Origin of the sequence: Geobacillus sp. 47C-IIb (genome assembly GCF_014679705.1) — a bacterium.
GTDB lineage: Bacteria > Bacillota > Bacilli > Bacillales > Anoxybacillaceae > Geobacillus > Geobacillus thermodenitrificans.
On sequence record NZ_CP061473.1, the window covers coordinates 589,907 to 609,382 of the forward strand.

At 53.0% G+C, this 19,476-nt stretch carries 21 protein-coding genes; all 21 read right to left on the reverse strand.

Annotation, left to right across the window (positions count from 1 at the left end; translation table 11 throughout):
- Positions 1 to 40: 40 nt before the first annotated feature.
- The 21 genes from IC804_RS02915 to IC804_RS03015 all read right to left on the reverse strand — a co-directional run bounded on the left by IC804_RS02915 (position 41) and on the right by IC804_RS03015 (position 19,450).
- The gene (locus IC804_RS02915) at positions 41 to 1,297 is read right to left on the reverse strand and encodes a tetratricopeptide repeat protein (RefSeq protein ID WP_060476033.1); all 1,257 of its coding nucleotides are present in this window, start codon (positions 1,295 to 1,297) and stop codon (positions 41 to 43) included.
- Positions 1,298 to 1,580: 283 nt separating this feature from the next.
- Positions 1,581 to 2,864, reverse strand: coding sequence for a 3-phosphoshikimate 1-carboxyvinyltransferase (gene aroA, locus IC804_RS02920; protein WP_081157166.1), 1,284 nt, complete (start codon positions 2,862 to 2,864; stop codon positions 1,581 to 1,583).
- Between the two features lie 26 nt (positions 2,865 to 2,890).
- On the reverse strand, positions 2,891 to 3,994 hold the full coding sequence (locus tag IC804_RS02925) for a prephenate dehydrogenase (RefSeq protein ID WP_008879605.1): 1,104 nt from the start codon (positions 3,992 to 3,994) through the stop codon (positions 2,891 to 2,893).
- A gap of 88 nt (positions 3,995 to 4,082) precedes the next feature.
- Complete coding sequence (gene hisC / locus IC804_RS02930) at positions 4,083 to 5,180, reverse strand: histidinol-phosphate transaminase (RefSeq protein ID WP_008879606.1); 1,098 nt, start codon at positions 5,178 to 5,180, stop codon at positions 4,083 to 4,085.
- 32 nt (positions 5,181 to 5,212) lie between these two features.
- Positions 5,213 to 6,019 carry a tryptophan synthase subunit alpha gene (gene trpA / locus IC804_RS02935; RefSeq protein WP_008879607.1) on the reverse strand — a complete coding sequence of 269 codons (807 nt, stop codon included), beginning with the start codon at positions 6,017 to 6,019 and terminating at the stop codon, positions 5,213 to 5,215.
- On the reverse strand, positions 6,003 to 7,217 hold the full coding sequence (gene trpB / locus IC804_RS02940) for a tryptophan synthase subunit beta (protein ID WP_081157167.1): 1,215 nt from the start codon (positions 7,215 to 7,217) through the stop codon (positions 6,003 to 6,005). The genes trpA and trpB overlap by 17 nt, the downstream gene beginning before the upstream one ends.
- Before the next feature lie 112 nt (positions 7,218 to 7,329).
- Positions 7,330 to 7,989, reverse strand: coding sequence for a phosphoribosylanthranilate isomerase (locus IC804_RS02945; RefSeq protein ID WP_008879609.1), 660 nt, complete (start codon positions 7,987 to 7,989; stop codon positions 7,330 to 7,332).
- Entirely contained in the window at positions 7,976 to 8,752 is a 777-nt protein-coding gene (gene trpC / locus IC804_RS02950; protein WP_008879610.1) for an indole-3-glycerol phosphate synthase TrpC, read from the reverse strand. The genes IC804_RS02945 and trpC overlap by 14 nt, the downstream gene beginning before the upstream one ends.
- Positions 8,745 to 9,764 carry an anthranilate phosphoribosyltransferase gene (gene trpD, locus IC804_RS02955; protein WP_008879611.1) on the reverse strand — a complete coding sequence of 340 codons (1,020 nt, stop codon included), beginning with the start codon at positions 9,762 to 9,764 and terminating at the stop codon, positions 8,745 to 8,747. The genes trpC and trpD overlap by 8 nt, the downstream gene beginning before the upstream one ends.
- Entirely contained in the window at positions 9,758 to 11,284 is a 1,527-nt protein-coding gene (gene trpE, locus IC804_RS02960) for an anthranilate synthase component I (protein WP_008879612.1), read from the reverse strand. Before trpE ends, trpD begins: the two co-directional genes overlap by 7 nt.
- Before the next feature lie 231 nt (positions 11,285 to 11,515).
- Positions 11,516 to 11,896 (reverse strand): chorismate mutase, encoded by a 381-nt coding sequence (gene aroH, locus IC804_RS02965; RefSeq protein WP_029760973.1) that lies wholly within the window; start codon positions 11,894 to 11,896, stop codon positions 11,516 to 11,518.
- Positions 11,893 to 12,993 (reverse strand): 3-dehydroquinate synthase, encoded by a 1,101-nt coding sequence (gene aroB / locus IC804_RS02970; protein WP_008879614.1) that lies wholly within the window; start codon positions 12,991 to 12,993, stop codon positions 11,893 to 11,895. The genes aroH and aroB overlap by 4 nt, the downstream gene beginning before the upstream one ends.
- 2 nt (positions 12,994 to 12,995) lie before the next feature.
- Positions 12,996 to 14,162, reverse strand: coding sequence for a chorismate synthase (gene aroC / locus IC804_RS02975; protein WP_008879615.1), 1,167 nt, complete (start codon positions 14,160 to 14,162; stop codon positions 12,996 to 12,998).
- A gap of 101 nt (positions 14,163 to 14,263) precedes the next feature.
- The gene (locus tag IC804_RS02980; protein ID WP_008879616.1) at positions 14,264 to 15,034 is read right to left on the reverse strand and encodes a CheR family methyltransferase; all 771 of its coding nucleotides are present in this window, start codon (positions 15,032 to 15,034) and stop codon (positions 14,264 to 14,266) included.
- A 78-nt stretch (positions 15,035 to 15,112) separates the two neighbouring features.
- Positions 15,113 to 15,562 (reverse strand): nucleoside-diphosphate kinase, encoded by a 450-nt coding sequence (gene ndk / locus IC804_RS02985; RefSeq protein WP_008879617.1) that lies wholly within the window; start codon positions 15,560 to 15,562, stop codon positions 15,113 to 15,115.
- A 97-nt stretch (positions 15,563 to 15,659) separates the two neighbouring features.
- The gene (gene hepT / locus IC804_RS02990) at positions 15,660 to 16,622 is read right to left on the reverse strand and encodes a heptaprenyl diphosphate synthase component II (RefSeq protein ID WP_008879618.1); all 963 of its coding nucleotides are present in this window, start codon (positions 16,620 to 16,622) and stop codon (positions 15,660 to 15,662) included.
- Between the two features lie 16 nt (positions 16,623 to 16,638).
- A complete protein-coding gene (menG, locus tag IC804_RS02995) occupies positions 16,639 to 17,343 on the reverse strand; it encodes a demethylmenaquinone methyltransferase (protein WP_029760974.1) in 705 nt (234 codons plus the stop codon).
- A 4-nt stretch (positions 17,344 to 17,347) separates the two neighbouring features.
- Positions 17,348 to 18,127, reverse strand: a complete 780-nt coding sequence (locus IC804_RS03000) for a heptaprenyl diphosphate synthase component 1 (RefSeq protein ID WP_029760975.1) — start codon at positions 18,125 to 18,127, stop codon at positions 17,348 to 17,350.
- A gap of 113 nt (positions 18,128 to 18,240) precedes the next feature.
- Positions 18,241 to 18,465 carry a trp RNA-binding attenuation protein MtrB gene (gene mtrB / locus IC804_RS03005; RefSeq protein WP_008879621.1) on the reverse strand — a complete coding sequence of 75 codons (225 nt, stop codon included), beginning with the start codon at positions 18,463 to 18,465 and terminating at the stop codon, positions 18,241 to 18,243.
- A gap of 12 nt (positions 18,466 to 18,477) precedes the next feature.
- Entirely contained in the window at positions 18,478 to 19,044 is a 567-nt protein-coding gene (gene folE, locus IC804_RS03010) for a GTP cyclohydrolase I FolE (protein ID WP_029760976.1), read from the reverse strand.
- Between the two features lie 133 nt (positions 19,045 to 19,177).
- Positions 19,178 to 19,450, reverse strand: a complete 273-nt coding sequence (locus IC804_RS03015) for an HU family DNA-binding protein (protein ID WP_008879623.1) — start codon at positions 19,448 to 19,450, stop codon at positions 19,178 to 19,180.
- Positions 19,451 to 19,476 lie beyond the last annotated feature (26 nt).

Genomic DNA, 19,476 nt, shown 5'->3' on the forward strand with positions numbered 1-19,476 from the left:
GATCGGTTTCCAAGAAAGAGGTTCGATCACCGCTTCTCCCCTACTCTTCGAGCTCAAGCAGCATCTCGGCCGCCTCCGTGTGGCTCGGGTCCAAACCGACGATTTGTTGAAATATTTCTCTCGCTGCAGCCCGATTTCCTTCCTCGATGAGAAAATATCCGTACTCTTCAAGAAAATCGACGTTATTCTTAAAGAAATTATATGCCTCAGCGTAATGATTTAATGCATCGTCATACATCTCGAGTCGATGTTTGGCGCGCCCTAAATCCCATTCAAACTGCGGATCGTATTCACCGTCAGCCATCGCCCGCTCCAAAAGCGCCACTACATCCTCATAGCGCTGTTCGTGAAGCCAAAGCGCCGATAAAACAGTAAGTGCCTCAATATAGCCGCCATCGATCTCGAGCGCCTTTTTCAGCTGCTCTTCCGCTTCATCCGGTTTGTTCAGCTTTAAAGCCAGTTTGCCGATATAAAGACGGAGCTCTTTATTCCACTCATCGATTTTTATCCCTTCAAGCGCCGTCTCATAACTTTTTCGGAGCTGTCCTTCTTGTTCATAAGCTTTCGCCAAATATAAGTAAAGGGGAGCATAGTCTGGATCGAGCTCTTTTAAGGCGCTGAGCTTGTCGATGGCCGTTTGTGCATAACCGGCCTGTAGGGCTGTGAATCCGTAGGCGAACAATGTCCGGCTGTCCGTTTTTTCGTTGAGCGCTTCTTCATAATACGGGAGGGCCGCCTCAAACTCCCCGGATCGGGTGAGCGCCTCGGCAAGCCGTTCCACCAAGAGAACGCCAGCCATCTCGCGCGTGCTTTTTTGCACTTGTTCATAAAACGGCACGCTTTTCGCGTATTCGCCGAGCGAAAAATACAATTCCGCCAAGGCGAATTGGACGACCGGCTCATCCGGTGCCTTTTTATACGCTTGGCGCAATTTTCGCTCGCTCACTTCCGTCAGTCCTTGCATTTCGTATAAGTCAGCGGCTAGCAGGCACGCCCGAACGAACTGTGGATCGTCTTCACCGATCTCGTCCAAAATGGCGAGCGCTTCATCTTCAGCTTCCAGTTCCGTATACACTTCAGCCAAAAACAAGCGGATGTCGCCATCATCCGGATAGCGGGCGGCCAACTCCTCGAGCAGCCCTTTTGCCTCCTCCGGCATTCCCCATGCATACAAGCAGTCAGCAAGCTCATATTTCTCCTCATCGCTGCCATACTTTTTCACTTTCGGGACGAGCGCCAATGCTTTGTCAACATTTCCGTTTTCCACCAGACGAATGATTTGTTCAACGCGTGTCATTTCCGTGAACCTCTCTTATCGCGACAGATTGTTGTTTAGTGGGCGATGTTATCCGCCCTCTCCCTGTCTGAATATTTATGTACTACTGCAATGGGAACATGATTAATCATAATCGACAATGGTCGTTTCAGCAACCGAACCGCTCGCCACCCGCCAACGCGCTGTCTCGTAAAAAATGTATCCGCTTTCAAAAAGTAAGGAGAAGCCATCCCTCTTATTGACAACATATGAATGATCAAAGCAAAATATGCCCCTCGCCCACTTGGGGCGAGGGCGCTTGAGGCTACAGCAAAGAACGTAGATCGGCAAAAAAGGATGGATAGGAGACGGCGACCGCTTCCGGACGCTCAAGGCGAGCCGTTCCTTTCGCGCAGCACGCAGCGATGGCCAGCATCATCCCGATCCGATGATCACCGTGGCTGTCGACGACAATCCCGTCGGCATAAAGCGCCGTTTTGCCGCGAATGATCATGCCATCGTCGGTTGCTTCAATATCAGCACCAAACTTTTTCAGCTCGGCAACGACTGTATCGATTCGATTCGTTTCTTTTACTTTCAACTCACTGGCATCTTTAATGATAGTTGTCCCTTCCGCTTGCGTCGCCAACAAGGCAATGATTGGAATTTCATCAATCAGCCTTGGAATGATATCACCACCAATTTCAATGGCGTGAAGCGTCGATGTGCGGATTGTAATATCGCCGATCGGCTCCGTTTCCTCATTGCGGATATGGTCAATCGTAATGTCGGCTCCCATTCGCTCGAGCACATCGATGATGCCTGTTCTTGTCGGATTTAAGCCAACGTTTTTCAGCGTAATTTCACTGTTTGGCACAATTGCGCCAGCGACGAGGAAAAAAGCAGCCGATGAAATGTCGCCAGGAACGTAAATGTGCGTCCCGCGTAAGGACTGCGGACCGGCAATAGAGACGGTTAGACCGTTGACATTCACTTCGCCGCCAAACAACCGAATCATTCGTTCGGTATGGTCGCGCGAGCGGTGCGGCTCAGTGACGGACGTCACTCCGTCAGTAAACAAACCGGCAAGCAAAATCGCCGACTTCACTTGAGCGCTCGCCACCGGTGAGGTATAGCGGAGCGGGCGAAGCGCGCCGCCGCGGATCGCAAGCGGGGTATAGTTTCCGCCATCACGCCCGTCAATGTGTGCTCCCATCTCACGGAGCGGCTTCGTCACCCGCGCCATCGGCCGTTTGGCAATGGACTCGTCGCCAACAAGGCAAGCATGAAACGGCTGACCGGCCAAAATGCCAAGCAAAAGGCGCGCCGTCGTGCCGGAATTGCCGACATCAAGCACGGCGGCCGGCTCACGAAGCCCTCCGGACCCTGCCCCTTCGACGATGACGTTCGTCCCGTCTTGATGAATGTCGACACCAAGTTTGCGGAAACAGTCAATTGTACTTAAACAATCTGCACCAGGCAAAAAATGATCGATCACCGTCCGTCCGGAAGCGAGCGCCCCGAGCATGACAGCGCGATGGGAAATCGATTTGTCGCCGGGCACCTCAATCGTTCCCCGAAGCGAGAATACGTTCGTTGGCAGCTGCATGCAACATCCCTCCACTGTTTTTCTTGCTACCCTTCATATGTCGCAAAATTCGTATGTTTGGCGAGGCACGCTTTCGCCCGCGCCCGATCATCTTCGCTTTGGAAGCTAAGGCGGAGCACTCCGTAAATTTCCTCGCGCGTCTCAATAATGCGGATGTTCGTAATGCTGATGTTTTCCTGAGCTAAATAGCCGGTTACCTCGGAAATAACCCCCGGGTAATCCGGTACGTCAACATACAAATCGTAAAACGACGGAATCGCTCCCTTTGTCCGCACAGGCAGCCCATCGCGGAACTGTTTCGCTTCAAGAAAATAATGATAAATAGCAATGCTGTTTTCTTCCTCGACAAACGAACGAAGCCGTTTCATTTCGGCGATCCAGCGGTCAAAAATGGCGAGCAGTTCGCACTTATTATGGATAAAAATGTCCCGCCACATTTCCGGATTGCTTGACGCAATGCGGGTGATATCGCGGAAACCACCGGCCGCCAACCGGCTGACGAGGTCGTTTTCGTTTTCATACTCGCGCGCCTGATGAACAAGGCTCGCCGCAATCAAGTGCGGAAAATGGCTGATCACCCCAGTGATGCGGTCATGCTCTTCCGGAGTTAAGACGACAAACTGCGCTTTCGTTCCGGAAAGCCATTGTTTCAGCTTATCAACCTGCTGCGGTGGAACTCCGTCCGTCGGCGTCAAAATGTAAAAGGCGTTTTCAAACAAATGAGCCCGCGCCGCTGCTACACCGCTTTTATGCGACCCAGCCATCGGATGGCCGCCGATGAACGCCACGCCATGCTCCAAAAGGCGCTGCGCACCTTGAACGATGCGCTGCTTCGTGCTGCCGACGTCCGTGACGATGACGCCGTGCTTCAACCGCTCACACGGCATGGAGGAAAGCAACAATTCCGTCTGCATGACCGGAGTGGCAAGAACAATCAAATCGGCTTGCCTAAACCCGTCCTCTACACAATGGACGACTTCGTCGATCACTTTAAGCGAACGGGCCAAACCGAGTTGATGGTCACTGACGTCATAGCCGATGATCACTGCTTCTGGATGTGCTTTTTTAATGGCTAAAGCAATCGACCCACCGATCAAGCCGAGACCGACAATAAACACGTTTCCTTCCAACCCAACCCACCTTCTTTATGTAAAAATGTGCCCGCTGCTTGCTAAAAGCAACGGGCTGGCCTTCCTGACCAATTCACTGTCAACCTGGTCAGGTGAGCTGTTTTTCGCGAAGCATGTGCGAAATCGTTTCAAACACCCGGTCATTTTGCTCTTTCGTGCCGACGGTGATGCGCACGCCGGTCGGCAAACCGAGCGCCTTGCCGGAGCGGACGATAATGCCACGCTCGAGCAAATATTGAAACACTTCATTGCCGTCCATACCAAAATCAATGAACAAAAAGTTCGTTTGCGACGGATAGTACTTCAGGCCGTGTTCTTCACAGAAACGATAATACCGTTCAAGCTCGGCACGGTTTTGTTCGACACAGGCACGGATGAACGCTTGGTCATCAAGCGCGACCGCAGCAGCCGCTTGGGCGATGGTCGACGTGTTAAACGGCTCGCGCGCCGGTTCGACGGCACGAATGAGCGACTCACTGGCAATGCCGTAGCCGACGCGAAGCGCAGCAAGCCCATACGCTTTCGAGAACGTACGCATAATAACAAGCTGTTCGTATTCTTGTAACAGCGGCACCGTTTGCGGATAATCGTCCGCCGTTACGTATTCATAATACGCCTCATCCAAAACGACAAGCACGTGCGACGGCACACGATCTAAAAAGGCGCGCAATTCTGTCTCATTCACATACGTGCCGGTCGGGTTGTTCGGATTGCAAACCCAGACAATGCGCGTGTTTTCATCAATTTCCTTAAGCATCGCCTCCAAATCATGGCGCCCGTCAACAAGCGGCACTTCGCGCACTTCAGCCCGCTCGATGATCGCGTTATGGCGGTATTGCGGAAATGTTGGCGTCGCCATCACCGTGTTCGTGCCCGGCTCTAAAAAGGCGCGGCAAAAAATTTGTACGACTTCATCCGAACCGTTGCCAAACAACAGCTGTGTTTCCTTCACGCCGAGATGGTTGGCCACTTTTTCGCGCAATGCGCGGGCATAACCGTCCGGGTAGACGGCAAGGCGATCAAGTTCAGCAGCGATGGCAGATTTCACCGTCGGCGATGAGCCGTATGGATTTTCATTGGAAGCTAGTTTAATAATCTCAGAAAGACCGTATTCCTGCTTCACTTCCTCAATCGATTTTCCCGGTTGGTACGGGGGGAGTCCCCGAAGTTGCTCCTTTACTTGCATGGATATCGCCCACTCCTTTAAGTCGGAACTTTTTAGCGCGAAGAACACGGCTCCCGAAGCGGCGCGGCGAGCGAACGGGCATAGGAGGCAAATTCAGCGATAGCCGCATTCTTTTCTTCCGAGGTCTGCAGGCGCTCAAGCAACTGTTCGATTTTTTGCACGAGCGCACTGCCGACCACGACTCCATCACAGGCGTCTTTCAGCATCGCCACTTGTTCCGGTGTTGAAATGCCGAAACCGACAACGACCGGGACACGGCTATGCCGCTTTACTTCACCTAGGAAATGGCCAAGCGACTCCGGCAGTGTCTCACGCACGCCCGTGACGCCAAGCGAGGAGACACAGTACAAAAACCCCTGCGCCGCTGAAGCAATCTGCTCAATTCGCTGCTTTGATGTCGGAGCGACAAGCGAAATAAGCGGAAGGCCGAACCGCTCACTGAGCTCGAGGAGCGGGCCGCTCTCCTCAAACGGCAAGTCGGGAATGAGCACGCCGTCGGCGCCATTTTCTTGCGCTAAAGCAAAAAAGGATTCTTCTCCTAATTGTAACACAGGATTATAATACGTAAAGATAATAATCGGAATTTTTACTCCTTTTTTTCGCATGTCGGCAACAAGTTGAATGGCTTTCGGCAGCGTCATTTGTCCGGCGAGCGCCCGGGCGGCGGCGCGCTGGATCGTCGGCCCATCAGCGAGTGGGTCAGAGTACGGAACGCCAAGCTCCAACACGTCAGCACCGGCGTCTTGCAGCGCCAAAGCGAGGTCAACAGTCAAATCAGCAGACGGGTCGCCGGCAACAATAAACGGAATAAATAACGATCGGTTAACGGGCAGACGCAACGTCTTCACCTTCTTTCACCCCAAGATGGCGCATCATCATTTGCACATCTTTATCGCCGCGGCCGGACAGGCAAATAAGCACCGTCTCATCCGGCGTCATTTGGCGGGCAAGCTCGACAGCTTTGGCCACCGCATGCGCCGACTCAATGGCTGGAATGATGCCTTCAGTTTGCGCCAGAAGCTGAAACGCAGCCACTGCTTCTTCATCGGTCACACTCTCATAACGAACGCGGCCGATGCTGGCCAAATACGCATGTTCCGGACCGACGCCAGGGTAATCAAGGCCGGCGGAAATTGAATACGGTTCAATAATTTGCCCGTACTCATCTTGTAACAAGTACGTCATTGCCCCATGGATAACGCCTTTTGTCCCTTTTGTAATCGTCGCCGCATGGTGCGGAGTATCGATTCCTTTGCCGGCCGCTTCCACGCCGACGAGACGGACATCGTCTTGCAAAAACGGATAAAACATGCCGATGGCGTTGCTGCCTCCGCCGACGCAGGCAACAATCACATCCGGCAGCGTTCCTTCGCCGGCGAGAAACTGTTCTTTCGCCTCATCGCCGATCACGCGCTGAAACTCGCGCACCATTTTCGGGTACGGATGCGGGCCGACAACCGAACCGATCATGTAAAAATGGTCATCGCAATGGGCGACCCAATAACGAATCGCCTCATTTGTCGCATCTTTTAACGTCCGGTTGCCGCTTAACACCGGCACAACTTCGGCGCCTAACAGCTTCATCCGAAACACGTTCAACTCTTGCCGCTTCATGTCTTCCTCGCCCATAAAGACGATGCATTCCATACCGAAGTGAGCGGCCACCGTCGCTGCCGCAACCCCGTGCTGCCCAGCGCCGGTCTCAGCGATCAATTTTTTCTTGCCCATCCGTTTCGCCAAGAGCGCCTGGCCGATAGCGTTGTTGATTTTATGGGCGCCGGTGTGGTTTAAATCTTCGCGCTTTAAATAAATTTTCGCCCCACCAAGCTGTCGTGTCAAATTCGGTGCAAACGTAAGCGGAGTCGGCCGCCCCGAGTAGTGCTGCAAAATCCGGATATATTCTTGCCTGAACGACTCGTCGGCAAGCGCTTTGTCCAGCTCGGTTTCAATTTCCTCAAGGGGGAGCATGAGCGTCTCTGGAACAAACTTGCCGCCAAAATCACCAAATCGCCCGTGTTCATTCGGAACGTGTTCCATCATCAAAGCCACCTTCTTTTTTCTTAAGATTAAATGACGAATTTCGTGTGAAAGCGCACCTCTCGATTGCCGAAGCGGCGCTGTTTCATCGTCCGAGCATGGAGCGAAACGATCATTTCGCGCCTTTTCCTACTGCGAGATACTGTTTTGTTTTTTCTTCTATCTGCTTCATCTTAGCCGGGTCTTTGCGTCCGTCTGTTTCAATGCCGCTGCTAATGTCGATCCCGTCGGGACGATAGGCGAGCAGCCGCTCGATATTGTCCGGGGTGATGCCGCCGGCGATGAAGCACGGCACACCTTGGCGTGCTGCCTCTTCCAAATAGCGCGGCACCGCCTCCCAGTCAAAAGAGACGCCCGTTCCTCCCCATGCACCAGCGACGCGGCTGTCGACAACGTAGCCGTCAGCTACCCCTGCATATTGCTTCATCGTCTCGAGCGCCCCATCGTCGTGATGAATCGCTTTCCAAACCGAGAGCCGTGTCGCTTCCTTTACGACGGCCAGCTCAGCTGGTGTCTCATGACCATGGCATTGGACGACATGAAGCGGCAGCTGTTCGGTGACAGAAGCGATCTGATCAACAGAGGCATTGACAAAGACACCGACGAGCTGCTTATCGCCGAGTGATGCTAGTGCTAACCAGCGCTTCACCTCCTCAGGTGAAACGTTCCGTTTGCTTTCAGTAAAAATAAAGCCAAGATAATCCGCCCCGCTCGCGAGCGCGACTTGCACATCGTCCGCCGAACGGTTGCCGCAATATTTAAGACGAACCATTGCCATCATCCTCTCCAAACAGCCGGTAAACCGCCCGTTCGACATCCGCTTGGCGCATGAGCGACTCACCGACAAGCATCGCCTGTACCCCGTATGAGCGGATCGTTCGTACATCACGGTATGAGCTGATCCCGCTTTCGCTGACGATGACGCTCGACGGCGGAATGAGGGAAGCGAGCGCTTTTGTCGCCTCAAGTGTTGTGACAAACGTATGCAAATCGCGGTTGTTAATGCCAACCACTTCAGGCGTAAACCGAGCCAAAATCCGCTCAAGCGTTTCTTTCGCATGCACTTCCACTAAACATTCCAGCCCGATGCTGTACGCTTCTTGATAGAGCGCCTCGAGCATTTCCGGCGGCAGCGCTTCGCCGATCAATAAAATTGCATCCGCCCCGAGCCGGGCGCTTTCTTCCACTTGCCGGCGGTCGATGATGAAATCTTTGCGCAACACCGGGATGTTGACCGCTTCTTTCACTTCCTGCAAATAGCGGCGGTGCCCTTGGAAATAGCGCTCGTCCGTCAGCACACTGATCGCATCAGCCCCCGCGCGCTCATACGCTTTGGCAATGGCGACCGGATCAAAGTCCGGGCGGATGATGCCTTTAGACGGAGACGCTTTTTTTACTTCGGCGATTAGCCCGAGCGCCCGCCGCGGCCGGCGGAGCGCCGCCGCGAAAGGACGGCGTTTCGGCTCCGGCAACGGTTCCGGCAATGTCAATGTGTCAAGTTCCTCTCGTTTTGTCGCTAAAATTTGCTCAAGCATCACGGACCACTTCCTTTGCCCGCAGCCGCTGCAACTGCCTATAAGCAGCGTTGGACAAAATAGCGTCTTTCGCCATCGTCACCCCATCAGCGATCGTTTTTGTCTTGCCGGCGGCGTACAAGGCGACACCGGCGTTTAAGGCGACGATATTCACGGCGCTCTCCGGCGCTGTCACGGTCATGACCGCTTCAAGCAATGCGGCGCTTTCTTCCGGATTATGCACCTGCACATCAGCAAGCTCTCCGCGAGGCAAACCGACTTCTTCCGGGGTGATGACAAAGCGGCGAATCGCTCCATCTTTCAGTTCAACAACATCAGTTTCCGTGGCGATGCTGCATTCATCGAGCCCATCGCGACCGGTGACGAACAGCACATGCTCCGAACCAAGGCGGCGCATCGTTTCCGCTAGTTTCTCGGCGTAGCGGGTCGAATAAACACCGACGACTTGCCGCTTGCAACGTGCCGGGTTGGCAAGCGGGCCGATCAAGTTAAAAACCGTGCGAAAACCGATTTCTTTCCGCGGCCCGGCGGCATGTTTCATGGCTGTGTGATACAAAGGGGCGTACAAAAATGTTAATCCGTTCGTTTCCAACGCCTCCTTGGCGGCGTCTGGCGACGATTGAATATTGATGCCAAGACGCTCGAGCACGTCGGCGCTGCCGCTTTTTGATGAAACAGCGCGATTGCCGTGTTTGGCAACTTTGACGCCGAGCGATGAAATGACGATTGCCGCAGCTGTTGAAATGTTGAACGTCGCCGCTCCGTCACCACCTGTGCCACACGTGTCGATCACATCATCACCGGCATCAATCGCCATCATCCGGTCACGCATGGCTCGCACAAACCCGGTCAGCTCGTCGACCGTCTCCCCTCGCAGGCACAACATCGACAACAAACTCGCGATTTGGCTGTCTGTCGCCGCCCCATCCATGACGGTGGCCATCGCTTCATATGCTTCTTCTTCCGTCAACGTTTTCCCTTCCGCACATTTGGAAAGCAGCCGCTTCAACATACGATCCTCTCCCCTTTGACAAATAGTCGTTCTGCTTGTTCAATGGCGTTCATTAAGGCGCTTGCTTTATTGCACGTCTCTTTCCACTCAAGTTCTGGGACGGAGTCAGCGACGATGCCCGCGCCGGCCTGCACGTATGCATAGCCATCTTTGATGACCGCCGTCCGGATGGCAATGCATGAGTCGATATTGCCGTCAAAGCCGATGTAAGCAATCGCCCCGGCGTACAATCCGCGAGCTGTTGGCTCAAGCTCTTGTAAAATTTGCATCGCCCGCACTTTCGGCGCTCCGCTCACCGTCCCAGCCGGAAAGGCGGCAAGCAACGCATCAATGGGGTGAACATCATCATTCAACTCACCGACGACTTTCGAAATTAAATGCATCACGTGGGAAAACTTGCCGATTTCCATCAAGATTGGCGTCTTGACCGTTCCGTATTTTGCCACCCGGCCGATATCGTTGCGTGCCAAATCAACGAGCATATAATGCTCAGCCCGCTCCTTCGGATCGTTGTACAGCTCATCAGCCAGCATCGCATCCTCTTCGGGCGAGCGCCCGCGCCGCCTCGTTCCGGCGATCGGATCGATTTCAATGCGCCGATTGCGCACTTGGATGAGTTTTTCCGGTGAACTTCCAACAATTTCTGTATCACTCAACCGGAAATAAAACATGTACGGCGACGGATTAATATGGCGGAGCAACCGATAAACGGCCAAACCACCCGCGCGGACCGGCACGCAAAAACGCTGCGACAGAACAGCTTGAAACACATCACCAGCCGCGATATACTGTTTCACCGTTTCTACGTCTTGCAAAAATCGTTCTTTTTCGTAATTGGACATCGCCTGAGCAAACGAGACAGCCCGCCCGGCTTCCTCATCTGCCGGCAACAGCGGCCGTTCAGCTTGGATTCGCACCGCTTTTGCCGCCAACGCAGCGATGCGCTGTTGGGCGGAGCGATATTTCTCAATCTTTTCCTGTTCTGTTTCACCACCATGCAACCGAATATAGTGAATAAGCAGGAGCTCACGCTTTTGGTGGTCAAAAGCAAACAGCGATTCGCAAAATACGAAATAACTAGCTTTCATACCTAAATCACAATTTTCATGACGCGGCACCTTTTCGATGGCTGAAATGAAATCGTATCCTAAAAACCCGACCGCGCCGCCTGTAAACGGCACTACTTCTCTCAACGGTCGGACATCAAGCGCCTGCTCAGCCCATTGAAACGCCTCTTTCAACGTCGGCATTACAACTTGTTCGTTTCCATTTTCGTCTTTCACGGAAAACGTCTCGCCTGTTTCGCTTTCGAGTGTCAAAAACGGCGCGACCCCGATAAACGAATAGCGAGCCCATGGCGATTCATCGTCTTTGCTTTCGAGCAAAAACACCGCTTCATCACGCAAATTGCTAAATACTCCAAGCGGTTCAATGACATCGGCTAAAAATTTGCGCACAATCGGGATAGTGCGGAACTCGTTGGCATCCGCTAAAAAAGCGGCTAGCCCATTCGTGGACATCCCTTCTCCTCCCTTCATGATCAGCGGGCGGAGAATGAGGGTTTATGAGGCGAAAAGAGGAAAGAAAACGCCCAAAGACGACCGTCTTTGGGCAGATGTCAGCAAACAAATAACAAACGCTCACCTCAGCTAAACTCGCTCATTCTCATCTACCCTACACTCGTTCTCAGCTCTCGCTCCACTTCTTCCGAAGTCCGCCATGCGGCGGGCAAAGAAGTTATTTTAACTATATTACATTTCTGTCTTTTTTGTCAACGACAAATCCGGGCGCAGTATGGCCGCATCCTTTAAATATACATGGCAAATCTCATCCTGCTTTTTCTCCGTCGCCACCGTCATCATGACTCGGATGCAACGTGGCAGCGAGCCGGGCACCGGAATTTCCCTTGTGCACATGACCGGCACGTACGTCCAACCGTCAATCCGGCGCAACGCCTGTGCCGGAAATGCGGCGTTGATATCATCCGTGACGGAAATGAGCACAAACGAAACATCATCGGCGACGACCCCGTTCGCCTTAATCATTTCACGCAACAGTATTTCGGTAGCCGTCACGATTTCTTCGGCTTCATTTTGTTCAACCGTAATCGCTCCGCGAATGCCGCGAATCATCGTCCTCCCCCCTGTTTGGCGAACTCATCTAGCCAAGCGAGCAGCTTATCATCTTCTAATTCCACGACTTCGACGTCGCCGATCTCGCGCAAGAGCACCATCCGCACCGTCCCGGCGTATGCTTTTTTGTCACCTTTCATTTTCTCAAGCAACCGATCGGCCTCCACCGTCGTCGGCAGCGACACCGGAAAACCGTATCGGGCAAACCATTCGGCAAAGCGGTGCTCAGCAAACGAGTGGCCATAAAGCCGTTCACTGACAAACACGGCAAACAGCATGCCGATGGCGACTGCTTCCCCATGGGTGAGCGTACCGTAACCAAGTTCACTTTCAAGCGCATGGCCGAGCGTATGACCAAAATTTAAATGGGCACGCACGCCGGTTTCTTTTTCATCTTCACGTACGATAGACGCCTTAATATCGATGCCTTTTTCAATACAATAGGTGAGCGCTTCGCCGCGCAAATCGGCGAGCGTCTTCACTTCCGCACGCAGCCATTCATAAAAGCGGCGGTCACGGATGAGCGCATGTTTGATCACTTCGGCAAACCCCGACCGGAGTTCACGCTCAGGCAGCGTGCGCAAAAAAGTCGTATCATACACAACCGCTTCCGGCTGATGGAAGGCACCGATCATATTTTTACCAAGCGGATGGTTAATCGCCACTTTGCCGCCGACGGCGCTGTCATGAGCCAAGAGTGTTGTCGGCATTTGAATATAGCGGATGCCACGCATATAGGTGGCCGCGACAAATCCGGCTAAATCGCCAACAACGCCGCCGCCAAGCGCGATAATGACTGAACGGCGGTCTAAGCTGCACTGGAGCGCCGCTGTTTGGCAGGCGTAATAGTTGTCGAATGACTTGGCCGCCTCTCCGCTCGGGATGATATAGGCATATACGTCATACTCAGCAGCGGCAAGCATGGCGCGCACCTCATCCAAATAAAGCGGCGCCACCGCATCGTCGGTAATGATAAACAGCTTCGTCCCCGGTGGACAGGCGAGCGAGCGGAGCAGGCGCGGCAACGCGCGAGCCGCCCCATCGCCCAGCAGAAGCGGATATTGTTTCGTCGCCGTTTCAATCGTCCGTTCCATCATCGTTAAAACTCCCTTGCATAGCGGCGAGCGCGCTCAATGTTTTCTTTGATCAAGTCAATCCGATCTTGCCCGAATTGCTCAACGATCGCCGCCGCCACTTCCCAAGCGACGACCGCCTCGGCAACGACGCTTGCCGCCGGTACGGCGCAGCTGTCTGACCGCTCGATGCTCGCTGTAAACGGTTCTTTCGTGTCGATATCGACGCTTCCAAGCGGCTTGTACAACGTCGGAATCGGCTTCATCACCCCACGCACAACGATCGGCATCCCGGTCGTCATTCCGCCTTCAAAGCCGCCAGCTCGGTTCGTCCGGCGCGAAAACCCCTGTTCCGGGCTCCAAATGATTTCGTCGTGCACTTCGCTTCCCGGCCGGCGCGCCGCCTCAAATCCGATGCCGAACTCGACGCCTTTAAAGGCGTTAATGCTGACGATGGCAGCGGCAATTTTCGCATCGAGCTTCCGGTCATAATGAACATAGCTGCCAACTCCGGCCGGCACTCCTTCGACGATCACTTCGACGATGCCGCCGATCGAATCACCGTTTTTCTTCGCTAAGTCGATCGCTTCCATCATTTTTTGCCCTGCCTCCGGATCAAAACAGCGCACCGGGGATTCCTCTGTCACTTTTTGCAGCTCGTCAAGCGAGCGGTAATCGAGCTTCTCGGCACGCACGCCGCCAATTTCTAGCACATGTCCGGCGACGCGAATACCGACCTCTTCGAGCAGACGTTTCGCCACGGCCCCGGCGGCTACACGCACAGTCGTTTCCCTTGCCGACGAGCGCTCGAGCACGTTGCGCATATCGCGATGCCCGTATTTCAAGGCTCCATTTAAATCAGCATGCCCCGGGCGCGGGCGCGTTACTTTTCGCTTGACTTCGGTTTCATCATCAATCGGCTCAACAGCCATAATCGTTTGCCAATGTTGAAAATCACGGTTCTCAACAACAAGCGCAATCGGCGAGCCGAGCGTTTTGCCATGGCGGACGCCGCCGACGATTTTGACCTCATCTTTTTCAATTTGCATGCGCCGGCCGCGTCCATACCCTTTTTGCCGGCGAGCGAGCTCTTTATTAATATGCTCGGCGCGCAGCTCGAGCCCCGCCGGCACCCCTTCTAAAATGGCCGTCAATTGTGGTCCATGCGACTCCCCTGCCGTCAAATAACGCATATCTGTCTCTCCCTTCAGCTCTTTAACGCGTTTATGTAAAAATATATCATAAATTAAAAAAATGAAAATAGTTTTTCTGTAAAAAAAGTGGGCAAAGCCCGCTATGTTCTCCGATAAAAAAACGTCTCCTCGACTTCAAACCCGTACGAGCCGGGATTGAAAATTTGCTCCGTGCTGCCAACAAACAGCACACCGCCCGGCCGGAGCGCGTCACGGAATTTTGGATACAACGCCCGTTTCGCCTCTTCGGTGAAGTAAATGAGCACATTGCGGCAGACAATCAAATCAAATGGCCCCGGAAACGGATCGGCGAGCAAATTATGTTTTTGAAACGTGACCGCTTGTTTCACCTTTTCGTCTATTTTATAATACTGTCCGTCTTTCGTAAAAAACTTTTTTTTCATTTCTTCCGGCAGCTCAGCGAGCGACCGTTCGCCGTATACCCCAAGACGCGCGCGAGCGAGCGCATTTTCATCAATGTCAGTTGCCAACACCGACACACGGTGAAGCGGCAGGTATTTCGCAAGCACCATCGCGAGCGTATACGGTTCCTCGCCGGCCGAGCAAGCAGCACTCCATACTCTTGGACGCGGATTTTCCGCCAACAACCGCGGCAAAATAATGCGCTCAAGCACGTCCCACCGCTTCGCGTTGCGGTAAAATTCTGACACGTTGATCGTCATCCGGTCTAAACATTCATGCCATAGCACCGGGTTTTTTTCCATCTCCGCAAACAGTTCGGCAAAGCTGTTTAATCCTTTTTTTACATATAAAGACGTTAAACGCCGCTTCATTTGTGCCTCTTTATACAATGAAAGATCAATACCGGTTTTTCGTTTCACTTTCGCAATAAATTGTGCATAATCATCCATCGGTACTGCCCCCTCTCCCGTTATCGTGTCGTCCTCATAAAATGGCAAAAACCGGCCAAGTTGTGGCCGGTCTTCACATTAATATAGCCATTCGTTCATCAGTTTTGTATATGTAATGAGCTCTTCTTCTTTGAAGAACAAGTTGATCTCGCGTTCCGCGCTTTGCGGCGAATCGGAACCGTGAATGACGTTTTTGCCGACCGTCAAGCCGAAATCTCCGCGAATCGTCCCCGGTGCGGCGTCTTGTGGATTCGTTTTCCCCATCATTTGCCGGGCGGCAGCGATCACGTTTTCACCTTCCCACACCATCGCGAATACCGGTCCGGACGTAATGAAATCAACAAGCTCGCCAAAAAACGGACGCTCTTTATGTTCGGCGTAATGCTGCTCAGCCAGCTCACGCGACACTTGCATCAGCTTGGCGCCGACAAGCTGGAATCCCTTTTTTTCAAAGCGGGAGACAATTTCACCGATTAAATTGCGCTGAACCCCGTCTGGCTTTACCATTAAAAATGTCCGTTCTTTCATTGACTCTCCACCCCTACTGTCGTATGTACTAGGAAACGGGTTCCCCTCATCATAGTACCATTGTTTCGCGTCATTGGCAATAATGTCCTTGAAAGCGTTAATAATCCCTTTTCCCGATGTAGAGGGCGAGATCATGCAACAAGGTGCGCGCCTTATTGGCGGGCAATTCACCGAGCAGACGGAGCGCTTTTTCGAGGTAGCGGTCGCTTAATGCGTACGACTGGTCAATGGCATCCGTTCGCTTAATGGCGGAAATGACAGCTGCCATCTCATCCGCATTGGTTTCCGGGCTGACAGCGGTGATCGCCGCTTTCAACCGTTCATCACGAAGCGCGTACAGCACCGGGAGGGTGATGTTTCCTTGCAGCAAGTCGCTTCCCGCCGGCTTGCCCAATTGCTCTTCCGTGCCTGTAAAATCGAGGATATCATCCGTAATTTGAAACGACATGCCGACATAATGGCCAAACCAATACAGACGTTTAGCCACCGATTCCGGGGCGCCAGCGGCCAGAGCGCCAAGCTGGCAGCTAGCAGCGATCAGCAGCGCCGTTTTCCGGCGGATGCGCCGCAAATACGTGCGGAGTGGTTGTTCAAACCAGTATTTGTCTTTAATTTGCTCAATTTCCCCGCGGCACACTTCGACAATCGTTTTCGCGAGTACTTGGTGAGCGCGTGGGTCGTCAAGTTCCGCCATCCGTTCGAGCGAACGGGCAAACAAATAATCGCCCGTGTACATGGCAAACCGATTGCTCCATTTCGCTTTGATCGTCGGTCGGCCGCGGCGCAAGTCGGCATCGTCGATCACGTCGTCATGGACGAGCGATGCCATGTGAATGAGTTCGAGCGCTACAGCTACATGCTTGATCCGCTCGAGATCATAATGGCCAAAGCGGGCGGCAAGCAAGACAAAAACGGGACGGATCCGCTTTCCGCCCGCCTGCAATAAATGCAGCGCCGCTTCCCCAAGCGGCCCATATTCCGACTGAACCGTCCGCTCGAGCTCTTGTTCGACCGCCGCCAAATCCTTGCTTAAAAACGAATACATCGCCTTTAACTTCATGAATGTTCACCTTGACTCATCGTTTGTAACCTAAATGCATCGCCGCCACGCCGAACGTGTACGGTTTGACCTCGACATCGACAAAGCCAGCGGCGCGAAACATTTCCGCCAGCTCATCCCGCCCCGGGAACTCGCGCGCGGACTCTTGCAACCACGAATACTCCTCATAGCTTTTGGCCAATAGTTTGCCAAACAGCGGCATAATAAACCGGAAATAAAAATAGTAAAGCTGGCGGAAGCCAAATAGCGTCGGCTGCGACGTTTCCAAACAGACAGTCATGCCGCCCGGTTTCGTGACCCGGTGCATTTCTTTCAGCACCGTCATATAATCAGGGACGTTGCGCAAGCCGAAACCAATGGTCACGTAATCGAACGAATTGTCAGGAAACGGCAGCTGCATGGCGTTGCCATGAATGAGCTTCACATTGTGCAAGCTGCGCTCTTTCACCTTTTGCTCGCCGACTTTTAACATGTTTTCGCTGAAATCGAGGCCATACACTTCCCCCTCTGGCCCGACCGCCTCGGCTAAGGCGATCGCCCAGTCGGCCGTCCCGCAGCAAACATCGAGCGCTTTTTTCCCTTTTTGCACATTCATCCGTCGCATCACGTCTTCGCGCCATTTTAAATGGCGACGGAAGCTGATGACGGAGTTCATCCGATCATAATGAGTGGAGATTTTTTCAAACACACGATGAACTCGCTCTTCCTTTGATTGATGCATCATTCTACCCTTCTTCCACCGTCTTTTTGGCGATGGCTGAAAATCCACCGGAAAGCTCAGTCACGCGGAGCGCCAGCACGTCGTTTGGCAGCAATTTCGCCGTGAACAAAGCTTCTTTGCAATGGTCGATATAGCGGTTGCAAAGGCGAAGCAAATACCGTTGTTGCTCGTTTGTCAGCACCTTCGCCCGCGGGAATGCGATATGCGCCATTTGCTCAAAGAGCACTGACGTCCCAGTGCCGACGAACGATTCCCGTTCTTGAAGCAGACGCCGCAGCAATAAGTAATGGTACGCAAACTGCCCCCACTGCGGCACTGCCATGCGATCGGCAAGTTTTGCAAGCAACGCTGATTCGATCGTGCCGACCGCTGCAAATAGCGTCTCGATCCGCTCCGAGCTTTTTTCATAAAGACGTACTTTTTGTTCGTTAATGTCGCGGATCGCTTCGGCGAACAAACGGATGAGCGCGATATCGCCAGAACGCGCCAACAACTCGTAATACAGTCCGCTGTACAAATCGCCGGCGAGGACGATAAGCTGCCGCGTCTTCAAATCATCGCCGCTATCTGTTACCTCATCATGGGTATCAAGGGCGATCTGCACGAGCATCATGGCGATGATATACCGATCCGATTCATTCGGCGCCGCTGGAGCATCAGCAAACATCGACAGCGCCAACAGCAACCGGTCTTCATCGACAGCCGGCGCCGGCACATGCTCGCGCAAATATGAATGATTAAGCAGCCGTTCAATTTGTTCCTTCAATGACGCCAATTTCACCATGATGTCATTCACACGAATCACCCTTGTCCCCGAGAAATATCCGCACCGCAATGACGGACTCATTATAACACAATTTTGTCGAAAACGCTCTAGTTTGCTAGAAATTTGCGCGGTTACTTTTTCCCTTCCGATTCGATTGCGCCATGGCGCGTTTGAATATACGCCTTACCTCTCACTTTAATGGCTGACGTATGTTCTGTAAACTGGGCGATCAGCACTTCACCTTTATCGAGTTTTTCCGAATGATGAAACCTCGTATCCGCGCCGCGCGTCAGCCCAATGACGTTCACTCCGTCTTCGAGCGCTTTAATGACGACAAAATCGCTGTTCGTATACATCATTTGCCCTCCTTACGCTTTAATTAACGAAAGCACTTCGGACCGAGCGTTGGCGTCTGTTTCAAACACACCACGCACCGCCGTTGTGACTGTTTTCGCCCCCGGTTTCTTTACGCCGCGCATCGTCATACACATATGCTCCGCCTCAACGACAACCATGACTCCGTGCGGCTCGAGCGCTTCGACGATTGAATCGGCCACTGTCGCCGTGATGCGCTCTTGCAACTGCGGACGGCGCGCCACCGCTTCGACAGCCCGGGCAAGTTTGCTCAACCCGGTCACTTTTCCTTCGCGCGGAATATAAGCGACATGAGCGACGCCGAAAAACGGCACTAAATGGTGTTCGCACATCGAATAAAACGGAATGTCTTTAACAAGCACGAGCTCCTCATGTTCCTCGCTGAATACGGTTTGAAAATGCTGCTTCGGGTCTTCCCGAAGCCCGGCGAACACCTCAGCATACATTTTTGCCACCCGTTTTGGTGTATCAATAAGCCCTTCACGGTTCGGATCTTCGCCGATCGCTTCCAAGATGAGGCGGACCGCATATTCAATTTGTTCATAATTGATCTCTGACATACAAACAACATCCTCCTGCGTCATAAAAGCTGCATGTAATCCGATTCTAGCATAGGGAGCGAAAAAAAACAAAAAAGAAGGGCAGTTGATCACCTGCCCTTCCCTCCTAAGCTCCTGCTTCGGCTATGTAGGCTTATTTTACAGCATCTTTTAATGCTTTGCCTGGTTTGAATGCAGGAACTTTGCTTGCCGGAATTTCCATTTCTTCACCCGTTTGCGGGTTGCGTCCTTTCCGGGCAGCGCGCTCGCGCACTTCAAAGTTCCCAAAGCCGATTAATTGCACTTTATCGCCTTTTCGCAACGCTTCTGTAATCGAGTCAAATACCGCATCAACGGCTTTTGTTGCATCTTTTTTGGAAAGACCGCTTGTTTCAGCTACTGCGTTGATCAATTCCGTCTTGTTCATGCCATTCACCTCCTCCCAAGGGAGCT